Annotated in this window: 7 protein-coding genes; 3 read left to right on the top strand and 4 right to left on the bottom strand. The window is 62.8% G+C overall.

The window, feature by feature from the left end:
- Positions 1-66 precede the first annotated feature (66 nt).
- Entirely contained in the window at positions 67-2,364 is a 2,298-nt protein-coding gene (locus CHB97_RS03360) for a TonB-dependent receptor (RefSeq protein ID WP_089286493.1), read from the top strand.
- Positions 2,365-2,527: 163 nt separating this feature from the next.
- On the opposite strand, the gene CHB97_RS03355 is transcribed toward CHB97_RS03360, so the two are convergent.
- On the bottom strand, positions 2,528-3,766 hold the full coding sequence (locus tag CHB97_RS03355) for a pyridoxal phosphate-dependent aminotransferase (RefSeq protein WP_089286492.1): 1,239 nt from the start codon (positions 3,764-3,766) through the stop codon (positions 2,528-2,530).
- Between CHB97_RS03355 and CHB97_RS03350 the strand changes: the two genes are divergently transcribed.
- Positions 3,765-5,126 (top strand): M48 family metalloprotease, encoded by a 1,362-nt coding sequence (locus tag CHB97_RS03350; protein ID WP_089286491.1) that lies wholly within the window; start codon positions 3,765-3,767, stop codon positions 5,124-5,126. The two genes, CHB97_RS03355 and CHB97_RS03350, sit on opposite strands and share 2 nt — an antisense overlap.
- Positions 5,127-5,569: 443 nt before the next feature.
- Complete coding sequence (locus tag CHB97_RS03345) at positions 5,570-7,645, top strand: methyl-accepting chemotaxis protein (RefSeq protein ID WP_089286490.1); 2,076 nt, start codon at positions 5,570-5,572, stop codon at positions 7,643-7,645.
- A gap of 40 nt (positions 7,646-7,685) precedes the next feature.
- Here CHB97_RS03345 and CHB97_RS03340 read toward each other — a convergent pair whose 3' ends face one another.
- From CHB97_RS03340 to recO, 3 genes are all read right to left on the bottom strand, one after another.
- Positions 7,686-8,945 carry an ABC transporter substrate-binding protein gene (locus CHB97_RS03340; protein ID WP_089286489.1) on the bottom strand — a complete coding sequence of 420 codons (1,260 nt, stop codon included), beginning with the start codon at positions 8,943-8,945 and terminating at the stop codon, positions 7,686-7,688.
- A 118-nt stretch (positions 8,946-9,063) separates the two neighbouring features.
- The gene (gene parC / locus CHB97_RS03335) at positions 9,064-11,328 is read right to left on the bottom strand and encodes a DNA topoisomerase IV subunit A (RefSeq protein ID WP_089286488.1); all 2,265 of its coding nucleotides are present in this window, start codon (positions 11,326-11,328) and stop codon (positions 9,064-9,066) included.
- Complete coding sequence (gene recO / locus CHB97_RS03330; protein ID WP_089286878.1) at positions 11,325-12,086, bottom strand: DNA repair protein RecO; 762 nt, start codon at positions 12,084-12,086, stop codon at positions 11,325-11,327. Before recO ends, parC begins: the two co-directional genes overlap by 4 nt.
- Between the last annotated feature and the right edge of the window lie 126 nt (positions 12,087-12,212).

Raw genomic sequence — 12,212 nt, 5'->3', positions numbered from 1 at the left:
GCAGCGGCCCGCCTCAATCTCGCATGGCCGGAAATTGCGACTGACAATCAGAACAAGTCGCCCACCATGCACCTCATACAGGAGTGGGAATTGCAGAAGAACCTGATGCGGGCCGGTGCGGCCCTTGTCGCCCTGTTGGCCGGTGTGATCGCCCAGGCGCAGGAAACCCAGGTGGCTGAAGCCGGCGCCGTAGAAGAAATCATCGTCACCGGGGAAAAACAGGCCCGATCGGTGCAGGACACGCCCACCAGCGTGAAGGTCATCGGCAAGGAGCAGATCGAGAATGAGCTGCTGACCAGCCTGAACGACGTGCTGCTGCGCGCCGCCAATGTGGCCGGGCGCGAAGGGCGCGGCTTCTCCATCCGGGGCATGGATAGCTGGAACGTCTCCGGTGCCGGGTCGGGGTCGATGGCGACGGTCTATGTTGATGGGGCGGCAATGCCGCGCCGGGCCATCACCTTCAATTCCATCAATATGTGGGATGTGAAGCAGGTAGAAATCCTGCGCGGGCCGCAATCCACCATGCAGGGCCGCAACGCCCTGGCGGGGGCGATCATCGTCACCACCGAAGATCCCAACTTTGATTACAAGGGCAAGGCCCGGCTGATCGTTGGTGAAGGCGGCCGGCGGGAATATGCCGCTGCCGTTGGCGGCGGTCTGGTGGAAGATGTGCTGGCCTTCCGCCTGTCTGCCGAACGGGCGGACAGCGACGGCTATATCCGCAACGTCACCCGCAACGACCATGCCGATTACAAGCGGCTGGAAAATTACCGCGCCAAGCTGCTGTTCACCCCGGCGGGCCTGCCCGATCTGGTGGTGAAGCTCAATGCCAGCCACGCCAAGAATTTCCTGGGCGAGAATTACACTGATATCAGCACACCCAACCCGTTCAAGGACCGGCTGGCCTTTTTCGATGCCGAGACCCGCACCAAGGTCGGCACCGACATGGCCACGCTGGATGCCAGCTACAGCCTGTCCCCGGAAGTCAGCCTGACGGCGCTGACCACCTGGAGCCTGGTGAAATATAATTATGCCAGCGACAATGACCGCACGGCCAAGCCTGAGGCAACGGGCGTTCTGGGGGATCGTGCCCGCAGCCTGTCGCAGGAAGTACGGGCCAATCTGGATCTTGGCGGGTTAACCGGTGTGGCCGGGCTCTATTACGCCAAAAGCCGCAGCCATGATAAATCCGACACCGGCGTCGGGCTCAGCCTGGCCCGGGCCGGCCTTGCCGGCCTGCTGGTGGCCCCGCCGGCGCAGGGCGGCTATGGCCTGCCGCAGAGCTTGGCCAACAGCGTGATCGCGCTCTACCCCACCGATGTCCGGCTGCGCTCGCTGCAAGACACGCCCGAGGATGTGGAATCCTATGCCCTGTTTGCCGACGCCACCTATACGGTGACCGACAAGCTGAAGCTTCTGGGCGGCTTCCGCTGGGATAAGGAGAAGCAGACGCGCAGCGTGGATAACAGGGTCACCATCCTGTCCACCCTGCCCAACCCGGCCGGCTTCACCGCCCCGGTCAGCACCATCATTACTGGCATCAATGGCGAACTGGCACGCCAAGCCCGCGCCGCCAGTTCCACCCAGCCGGAAAAATCAGTGGATTTCGGGGCCTTCCTGCCCAAGGCCGGCGTCACCTATGAATGGACACCGGACCTGTCCACCAGCTTTGTCGCCCAGCGCGGCTATCGTTCCGGTGGCGTGATGATCAATACCGCCCGTGCTTCGGTGGTGGAGTATGATCCGGAATATGTCTGGAACTATGAATTGTCGCTGCGCAGCCAATGGCTGGACAAGCGGCTGACGGTGAATGCCAACGCCTTCTATATGGATTTCAAGGATCAGCAGGTCTCCATCCAGCTGTCCGGCAATGTTTATGACACGCAGACGGAAAATGCCGGTTCCTCCCACCTCTATGGGGCGGAGTTGGAGACCAATTACATCGTCTCCGATGCGCTGTCGGTCTATGGCTCGGTCGGCTATACCCGCACCAAGTTTGATGATTTCTCCTATGGCAGCGGGCTGACCGCCCGCAACTTGGCCGGATATGAATTCCGCTTTGCCCCACACTGGACGATTGCCGGTGGCGGCACCTGGCGGGATGAAAGCGGCCTCTATGTCAACGTGAACGCCAATTACACCACCGATTCCTATTCGGAAATCGCCATCCAGGATGACCGGCTGAACAGCGCCCGTCTGCTGGTGGGCGCCAAGGTCGGGTACGAGACGGAGCAGTTCGGCGTCTATGCCTATGTCACCAACCTGCTGGACCAGGATTATTATTCCGGCCGCTATGTCAATTATCAGTGGGCCAATCTGGGCGACCCGCGCGCCTTTGGCGTGGTGGGGGAGGTGCGGTTTTAAAGAAGATTGGGGCGGAAGGCGGCAGCGTCTGTCGTTTTCAGGTTGAGTACCCACCGTCACCCCGGCGCAGGCCGGGGTCCAGGGGGCACAAGCGCTTTGCTCTACGAACCTGGACCCCGGCCTGCGCCGGGGTGACGGAAAGGGAAAGCATTTCAGACAGACTCTACCGCCGCCATGCCACCAGCCGGCGGGCGGCCTCCGCCACCTCCGCTTCCGACGCAGCGAAGCTGATGCGCAGAAAATGGCGGCCGCGGGCGGGATCGAAATCCAGACCCGGCGTCAGGGCCACCCCGGTTTCAGCCAGAATGCGGCGGCAAAACGCCTCGCTGTCATCGGTCAGACCGCTGATATCGGCATAAAGATAAAAGGCCCCGTCGGCCGGGGCCAGCCGGTCGAAGCCGGCCTTTGGCAATTCGTTCAACAACAGGTCGCGGCTGCGGCGATAGCGGGCAACATGGCCGTCGGCCTCCGCCACACTGTCGAACGCCGCCACGGCGGCATATTGCGACAGGGTGGGGGCGGAAATATAGAGGTTCTGCGCCAGACATTCGGCCGCCCGCACCAGTTCCGGCGGCACAACCATCCAGCCCAGCCGCCAGCCGGTCATGCTGAAATATTTGCTGAAGCTGTTGATGATGATGGCACGGTCGGAAAAAGCCAGCGCCGTCTGGGCCGGCACCGGGCCGAACTCAATCCCATGGTAAATTTCATCACTGACCAGCCGGACACCATTTTCTTCGCACCAGTGCGCCAGTTCGCCCAGCGCCGCCGGGGACAGCATGGTGCCGGCGGGGTTGGACGGGCTGGCCACGATCAGCCCGCGCACCGGCCGGTCCAGTGCGGCCAGTTGCGCCGGGGTGGGCTGGAACCGGGTGTCCGGCCCCGTCTCAATCTCCACCGCCTCCAGCCCCAGGGCCTTCAGGATATTGCGATAGGCGGGATAGCCGGGGGACGCCAGGGCCACCCGATCCCCCGGCTCGAACGCCGCCAGAAAGCCCAGCAGGAACCCGGCCGATGAACCAGTGGTGACGGCGATGCGCTCGGCCGGTACCGACACGCCATAGCGATCACGGTACCAGCGGGCAATTGCCTCGCGCAGCACCGGCACGCCGAAGGCATCGGTATAGCCGATCTTGTCGGCATCCAGGGCGGCCCGCGCCGCCGCAATCACCTTGGGCGGGGCGGGCGTGCTGGGCTGGCCGATTTCCAGATGCAGCACGTCACCGCCGGCCGCCGCCCGCTCATTGGCGGCGCGCATCACCTCCATCACGATGAAGGGTGCGACAGTACCGCGCGCCGATGCCGCCCAATTCGTCCCCTGCCCCTTGAACTGCGCCCTTCCCTCGCCCCAATTTTCATGGCTAGTGTCGGGCTGAGGGGCGTTGGCAATGGATAGACTCATGTTTGCGATTCCAAAGCGGATTGCCAGGACGGCCGTGGCCTTGCTGATCTCGGCGACCCTGATCGTGCAGCCAGCGATGGCGCAACAGTCGATCAGTTTCATCCGCGACACCGAAATCGAGCATATATTGCGCGACTACGCCACCCCCATCTTCAATGCCGCCGGCGTGGTGCCGGAGGCGGTGACGATCGGGCTGGTGCGGGCGGATTCGCTGAACGCCTTCGTCGCCGGCGGACAGAACATGTTCTTCCATACCGGCTTCCTGATGGATACCACCCTGCCGGAACTGATCGGGGTGACGGCGCACGAGACGGGCCATATTGCCGGCGGCCATCTGGCCCGCAGCAGCGATGCCATGTCGGACGCCGCCACCATCGCCACCATCTTCACCCTGTTGGGTCTGGCGGCAGCCCTGGGCGCCGGCCGGTCGGATATCGGCATGGGCGTGCTGGGCGGCGGGCAGGAAGCGGCGATGCGCACCTTCTTCGCCTTCACCCGTGCCCAGGAAGGTTCCGCCGACGCCGCCGCCACCGTCTATCTGGAAAAGAATGGCTGGAGCTCGGAAGGGCTGCTGGCCATGATGCAGAAGCTGGCCGGGCAGGAATTGCTGCCGGAAAACCGGCAGGTTGAATTTGTCCGCACCCACCCGCTGACCCAGAATCGTATCCAGGCCATCCGTTATTTCGTGGAAACCCAGTCGAAGAATAACGGCAAGCGCTTCCCGGAGGAATTCTACGACAAGCATGAACGGATGGTGGCCAAGCTGATGGGCTTCCTGCGGCCCGATCAAGCGCTGCGCCATTATGATGCCAAGGATAATGCCTTGCCCGCCCGCTATGGCCGGGCCATCGCGCTCTACCAGAAGGGCCGCACCAGCGAGGCCCTGAACCTGACCGACGGGCTGATCGCCCAGGAAAAGAACAACGCCTATTTCTATGAATTGAAGGGGCAGATCCTGTTTGAGGATGGCCGCCCCGCCGATGCCGTGATCCCTTATCGGGAATCGGTGCGGCTGGACCCGGAATCCGGCCTGCTGCGCGCCTCGCTCGGTCATGCGCTGCTGGAGGTCGGGGATGACCGTTTCCTGGATGAGGCCATCGGCCACCTGAATGCCGCCGCCCGCCAGGAACCCGGCTCCGCCCTGGTCTGGCGCCTGCTGTCCAGCGCCTATAGCCGGGCCGACCGGCAGCCACAGCTTGCCTATGCGCGGGCGGAAGAGGCGCTGGCGCGGGGCGATATCCGCGCCGCCAAGTTCCACGCCGACCGGGCCGAACGGCTTTTGCCGGCCGGATCGCCGGAATGGATTCGCGCGCAGGATATCAGGGTGATGGTGGAAAGCAGGGCGGGGATGACCAACTGAGGCATCCTTCCGCCGCTGGCTGCGGCGGCATTCCCCTGTAGATATGCCGTGTGCCCCGACTGACCAAAGGCGCAGAAACCTGCGACTCTGCTTTTTTATGAAGAACAGAGCGGGTGCACGACGCAAGACACCCACCTGACTGATTGGCATATCTATCATTAAATGCCGAGGCGATTGATCGGGTTGCTTGGAGAAAGGGCCATGACGGGTACCGTCATGGCCCTTTCTCCTTTCGACTGAGTAGAAATAGATTTTCAAACGAACGATTATATTTCGTAAATAAATAAATTAATGAAATATTAAAGGCAGGATAATGGCTGCGACAGAAGGGGCGCTTATTTAATCGGTAGCCGATATGCAAATTCAAAAAGAGAAAAGTCATTCACGCGGTGCCATAAGGAGCCTAATTTCTTCTCTTACCCAGGTCGACGGAACCCAGAAAGATGCGGGTTAAGAATTTCTTCATCATTTGTGTATCGATCACCGGCATGATTGCCATCATCATGTCGTTGCTGGTCCTAAGCAGCCAGATCGCCCGCTACAATGCCGGGAGTGAGGCTCTGAAGCAGATTGATGCGGCTGGCAAGCTGGTTAAGGTGTTGGAACTGGTGGCGATTGAGCGCGGCAGCATCAATCTGGCGTTGCTTAACGAAAAGCCGGCGGAAGAGACCCTGCGCAAGGCAATGACGGAACAGGTCACAGCCAGCCGGAATGCCACGGAGGCCGCTGCCGAGGTCATGCAGAATCTGGCCAATGCGGCAAAGGCGCGTACCGCGTTCGACAATTTCCGTCGTGATGTGGAAACGCTGCGCAGTGCCGCCATGGCAGAAGGGCTCAAGCCTGCCGACCAGCGCGACCAGAATATGGTGAAGAATTATTCCAACCGCCTGACGGTGCTGCTGGATTCCCTGGGGGCAGCGCTGGACCAGGTGGAAACCAACATCAACGAATTTGACGATTCCGCTGGGGATTATGTCTCCACCGCCCGTGTGGCAATGGATATGCGCCTGGCCCTCGGGGCGAAAAGCACGCTGATGACCCAGTTCGTTACCATGCGCGCGCCCGCCAAACCGGAACAGCTTGAAAAGCTGGCCGAACTGAGCGCCCGCGTCGACGAACTCTGGCGGCGCACCAAGCTGCTGGCCGGTCAGGTTGACCGCCCCGAAGCCCTGGCACCGGCTGTAGACCAGGTGGTGGCGAAATACATCACCGCCCAGGGGGAGATTTACAAGAAGGTCGAAGCCGCCATGCGCCGCGACGGTCAGACCGGGCTGGAGGTTGCCCCCTTCCGCACGCTGCAATCTTCCAATCAAAGCACGGTCATCAACTTGCGCGATACGGCCCTGACCGCTGGCCGCGACTATCTGACCGGGGAAGTGGCCTCAGCGCGGACCAATATCATCCTGGACATTTTGCTGTGTCTGGCCATTGCGGCGGCCGTGATCACCCCGGCGACCTTGTTCACCCGCCGCGTGGTTAATCCGCTGGCACGCATCACCCAGGCCATCAACCAGATGGCCGGCGGCAATCTGACGGTTGCCATCGAAGGGGCCGAGCGCTCGGACGAGGTGGGGGACATTGCCCGTGGTCTGACCGTGTTCAAGCAGGGTGCCCTGGAACAGCGCCGTCTGGAAAGTGAAGCCGCCGCCGCCGCGGCGGCCCGTGACCAGCGCGTCGCCCGTCTGGAAGCGCTGATCGCCCGGTTCGAAGGCCAGTCGGCAGAAACATTGGGGATGCTGGCCACCGCCGCGGTGGAGCTGGACAGCACCGCCCGCACCATGTCCGGTTCCGTGGAACAGACGACGCGCCAGGTGGCCATGTCGGCCGCCGCCGCCGGCCAGACGTCGGCCAATGTGCAGACCGTGGCTGCCGCCACGGAAGAACTCGCCTCCTCCAGCCAGGAAATCGGCCGGCAGGTGGCGGAAAGCGCCAAGATCGCCGGCACCGCCGTTGGTGAGGTCCGTCAGGCCGGCGCCACGGTGCAGACCCTGGCCGATGCCGCCCAGCGCATCGGTGAGGTGGTGCAGCTGATCACCGATATTGCCGGCCAGACCAACCTGCTGGCCCTGAACGCCACCATCGAGGCTGCCCGCGCCGGGGAGGCCGGCAAGGGCTTTGCCGTGGTGGCCGGTGAGGTGAAGAATCTGGCGGGCCAGACGGCCCGCGCCACCGACGATATCTCCAGCCAGGTGGCGCAGATTCAGTCGGCGACAAACGGCGTCGTCTCCGCCATCAGCGATATCGAAGACACGATCCGGCGGGTCAGCGAAATCGCCACCACCATCGCCTCTGCCGTGGAAGAACAAGGTGCCGCCACGGCGGAGATCGCCCGCAACGTGCAGCAGGCCGCCCATGGCTCGCAGCAGATTTCCAGCGGCCTGATTGAGGTGAAACAGGCGGCGGAAGATACCGGCGATGCCGCCGGCAATGTGCTGACCGCGTCCGGCAAGCTGGCCCGCGATGCGGAAGAGCTGCGGGAGGAAATTGGCCAGTTCCTGAGCAATATCCGCGCCGCCTGACCCCTGGCGCACGGGCACCCGCCGGTGCCCGTGCCGCCCCTTACGGCAGCCAGGGTTTGGCCCCGTCGGTATTCAAGGTGTGTTCGATATTCAGGCCAATCGTCAGCCCACCGGCAACACTGCCCGGCTCCTTGCCGGGCAGGGCGAAACTGGCCTGAACACTGTACTGGCTGGTCGATTCATCAAAGCTGATGGCATCGACGAAGATGCTGTCCGACCCCTTGGGCACCGTCTGGCTGAACTTCGCTTCATCCGCCTGCCAGAGATCACTGGGCAGCGGATCGGCTGCCAAGGTGAGGCCGGCATTGTCGAACAGTTGAATTTCAGCCACCTCCCCTTTCGATGCGGCACGCAAGCGCGCCAGCAAGGCCGAGAGCGGATGGTCCCGCACGGCCCGCACCAGTGGATGGTTCATGGTGGTGCGGTGCCGCTGATAGAGACCATCCCGCTCCAGGATTTGCGGCACGGACAGGCCGGCACTGGCCTGATCTGCCAGCAACAAGGCGGGCAGCAGGCGCGGTTCTGCCAGCAGCATTTCCTGGATATGGCGGGCAGCCGCCAATACCGCCCGCCGCTCCATCGGGGAAAGCGACATGCTGCTGGAAGGGCATGCCGCAATCTCCCGGTTGAACCGCTCCAGAAAGCCTGGATTCGCATCAAGAAAGGCGTTGGAGAAATAGACACCCAGCGGCATATAGCGTTCGAAGGAAACCGCCAGTGCCGTGGGATCGACCCCGGCTTCCTGCCAGGCGATATGCAATTCCGCCTCGTCCACCAGCACCGCATCAACCCGTCGGGCCGCCAGCATCCGCAACAGCTGCACCGTCGAACGGGCACCGCCACCGATATTTGCCCCCTGCCCTTCCAGCCATTTCAACTGGTTGGAGCCCAGCACCGCCGCCACCCGCTGATCCTTCTCCAGGGCAAAGCGCATCGGCTTCACGCCCGTCAGGGTCACCCAGACCCAACGTTCCAGCGCCAGGGGCAGCGACAGCCGGCCATTGCCGCTCTGGTTGTCAAAATCCGCCGCCACGGAAAACAGGCCCTGGGCGGCGCCATTGCGCACCTGTTCCCGGGCGCGCAGCCAGGGGGCAAGGTCCACCTCATACCGCTGATTCAACCGGGTCATCACGCAGGATAATGTGCGCATGGAACTGCCATCCAAGGCACCATCCACCATTTCCTGATAAGGCGGGGCGATATTGGTCAGGAACTGCAAAACGTCCGAGGCACGCACCGGCACAGTAATGGCAAGGCATGTTGAAAATGCCGCCAGCAGGTGCTGCGTCCTTCCGGCCATGCGCTTCGTCACTCCCCTGCTCACCGGTCTGGTTGCCGGTTCTTAACGGGAGTGAGTCTAGTCCCGGCCGGACCTTCTGCAAATCTATCCAGAAGGTCCGGCCGGGATTTCACCATATTCAGTCCGTGAATTTATTGTTCTTGGGGAAGCCGTTGGGCGGCAGCTTGCCGGGTGTGCCGCGGAAGGCCACCCAGCCGGACAGTTCCGGCATGGCAACAGTGCGCATCCGGCCTTCCGTGCCACCCAGCTTCCAGCTCAACCCGTCTGCCAGATTGAACAGTTTCAAATCCGACAGGCTGGCATCTTTGTATTTCTGCAGGGCGACACCTTTGCCGCGCGCCAGGATGGGCACTTCTTCCAGCTTGAACACCAGCAGGCGACGGTTATTGCCGATCACCGCCACGGCATCGCCTTCCACCGGCACGGCCAGCACGGCGGTGGAGCCATCGCCCGTGTTCAGAACCTGTTTGCCGGCGCGGGTCTGTGCCACCACATCATCAGCTTCCACCTGGAAGCCGCGCCCGTCGCTGGAGGCCACCAGCAGACGGGTGCCGGGCCGGTGGCGCAACATGCCGATAATTTCCGCCTCGCCCAGATCGATCATCAGGCGTACCGGCTCACCAAAGCCACGGCCACGCGGCAGCTTGTCCGCGCCCAGCGTATAGAATTTGCCGTTGCTGGCGAAGATCAGCAGCTTGTCCACCGTCTCCGCGTGAAGGACAAAGCCTTCCTTGTCACCTTCCTTATATTTGGTCTCCGCCGTCTCCGCCGGGCCCAGATGCTTGGAAACGGCCCTGATCCAGCCCTTTTCCGACAGGAAGATGGTCAGCGGCTCCCGCTCAATCATGGCTTCCACCGGCACGGCGAGGTCAGCCGGGGCTTCCCCGATCTCCGTCCGTCGTTCGCCCAGCTGGGTGGAGCGGCCGAATTTCTTGTCCATCTGCTGCACTTCCGTGCGGATGGCCTTCCAGCGCTTGCCCTCATCCTCCAGCAGGCTGGCCAGCGTGGCCCGCTCCGCCGTCAAGGAATCGTGTTCCTTCTTGATCTCGAACTCTTCCAGCCGGCGCAAGGAACGCAGCCGCATGTTCAAGATGGCTTCGGCCTGCACATCGCTCAGGCTGAAGGTGCGCATCAGTTCCTTCTTCGGCTCATCCTCTTCCCGGATGATGCGGATCACCTCATCCAGGTTCAGATAGGCAATCAGATAGCCGCCCAGCACTTCCAGCCGATGGTCGATCTCCCCCAGCCGGTGGCGCGACCGGCGGATCAGCACCTCCTGCCGGTGATCCAGGAAGGCCTTCAACACCTCGTGCAGATTCATGACACGGGGGATCAGCCCGCCATCCAGCACATTCATATTCAGGCTGAAGCGGGTTTCCAGATCCGTGTTGCGGAACAGCTGTTCCATCATCACGGCCGGATCGACATTCCGGCTCTTCGGGATCAGGACAAGCCGGATATCTTCGGCCGACTCGTCGCGCACATCTTCCAGCAGCGGCAGCTTCCGCTCTGCCAGCAGTTCGGCGATCTTTTCCACCAAGCGCGATTTCTGCACCTGATAGGGGATTTGCGTCACCACCACCTGCCAGGTGCCCTGGCCCAGCATTTCCTTGGTCCAGCGCGCCCGGGTGCGGAAGGCCCCGCGCCCGGTGCGATAGGCCTCGATGATGTTGGCGCGGCTTTCCACCAGCACACCGCCGGTGGGGAAATCCGGCCCGCGCACCCAGCTGACCAGCTCATCCACCGTCACCGGACGGCGCTTTTCCGGGACGGGCAGCAATTCCCGCTCGATGATCAGGTTCAGGGCGCCGCAGATTTCACCGACATTATGCGGCGGAATGCTGGTGGCCATGCCGACCGCGATACCCGCCGAGCCATTGGCCAGCAGGTTGGGGAAGGCCGCCGGCAGAACGATGGGTTCCTCGCCATCCCCGTCATAGGTGGGGCGGAAATCGGTGGCGTCCTCCTCGATCCCCTGCATCAGGGCCTTGGCCACCTCGGTCAGCTTGGCCTCGGTATATCGCATGGCGGCGGCGTTATCGCCGTCGATATTGCCGAAATTACCCTGGCCTTCCACCAGCGGGTAACGGCTGGCGAAATCCTGCGCCAGCCGCACCAGCGCGTCATAGACGGACTGGTCGCCATGGGGGTGGAACTTACCGATCACATCGCCGACCACGCGGGCCGATTTCTTCGGCATCGTGTTCGGGTCCAGCTTCAACTGGCTCATCGCGAACAGGATGCGGCGATGCACAGGCTTCAACCCGTCGCGCACGTCGGGCAGCGAGCGGGAGACGATGGTGGAGAGCGCGTAGGACAGATAGCGCTCACCCAATGCATCGGCGAGGCGCTTGTCCACGATTTCAAAAGCAGCGTCGGTCATGCGCCATCCATACCAGATATGGTTTGCTGACGGGTATAGCGTTCTACGAAGCGCCGCCGGGCCGGCGGCAGATCGACATGGCGCTGGGCGAAGACAAAACGTTCCAGGAAATAGCCCGTCAGGTCCAGCCCCTGCTTCACCTCTTCATAGCCGCCCGCCGAAAGCCCCAGCAGAAAGGGCGGCAGCGGCAACAGCTTATCCTTGAACGGCTCCGCAGCACTGGTGCTGACGGCGCGGCCGGTGCGGGGGCTGATATGGGTGAGGGTTTCATTGCCCAGTGCTGCCAATTCCCGCCCGGTGGCGGCACAGCGGGAAAAATCCAGGCCGAATCCGGCCAGCTCCAGCAACCCCACCTCCCAGCGGACATAGACCTCCGCCCAAACATCCAGCAGCAGCGCATCGAACAGGGCCAGCGTGGCCTCATAAAGCGCGGGGTGCGGTTCGCGTTCCGGCAGAATCGTATCGACCAGGGCGCAGGCGGAGATCAGACAGGCCAGCCGGTCCGGCTCATCCAGCAGCTGGGCTGCCGTGGCCCGCTCCAGTTCCAGCGCATAATGGCCGAGCTGGTCCGACAGACGCGCCCGCCAATGGGCAGCAACACGGGAACCCGGTTCCAGCGCCGCACGGTGGCGGCCGGACTGGCCGCCATGTACCAGTCCGGCATGGCGGCCATGGTCGCGCGTCAGCAGCACCGCCAGGGCGGCGGTCTCCCCATAGGGGCGGGCACTGAGCATGATCGCCTGATCCGTCCATTCCATGAACGGCAGTTTAATATAAATTCGAACAAAAGCGAACATACGTAGCGAAGGCGCCATCCAATGGTATAATATCTTCGTCTGACCCAATCTTCCGGCCCCGCTTCCTTGCCCGACTCCCCAGAAGAC

The sequence above is a fragment of the Azospirillum sp. RU38E genome, assembly GCF_900188385.1.
Lineage (GTDB): Bacteria > Pseudomonadota > Alphaproteobacteria > Azospirillales > Azospirillaceae > Niveispirillum.
The sequence above is the reverse complement of the archived record's forward strand: the minus strand, read 5'-3'. Positions and strand labels throughout refer to the sequence as shown.

Coding starts and splice junctions, on each gene's coding strand:
- CHB97_RS03340 (WP_089286489.1), bottom strand. CDS start 8,945: ATGGCCGGAAGGACGCAGCACCTGCTGGCGGCATTTTCAACATGCCTT.
- CHB97_RS03350 (WP_089286491.1), top strand. CDS start 3,765: ATGTTTGCGATTCCAAAGCGGATTGCCAGGACGGCCGTGGCCTTGCTG.
- recO (WP_089286878.1), bottom strand. CDS start 12,086: ATGGAATGGACGGATCAGGCGATCATGCTCAGTGCCCGCCCCTATGGG.
- parC (WP_089286488.1), bottom strand. CDS start 11,328: ATGACCGACGCTGCTTTTGAAATCGTGGACAAGCGCCTCGCCGATGCA.
- CHB97_RS03355 (WP_089286492.1), bottom strand. CDS start 3,766: ATGAGTCTATCCATTGCCAACGCCCCTCAGCCCGACACTAGCCATGAA.
- CHB97_RS03360 (WP_089286493.1), top strand. CDS start 67: ATGCACCTCATACAGGAGTGGGAATTGCAGAAGAACCTGATGCGGGCC.
- CHB97_RS03345 (WP_089286490.1), top strand. CDS start 5,570: ATGCGGGTTAAGAATTTCTTCATCATTTGTGTATCGATCACCGGCATG.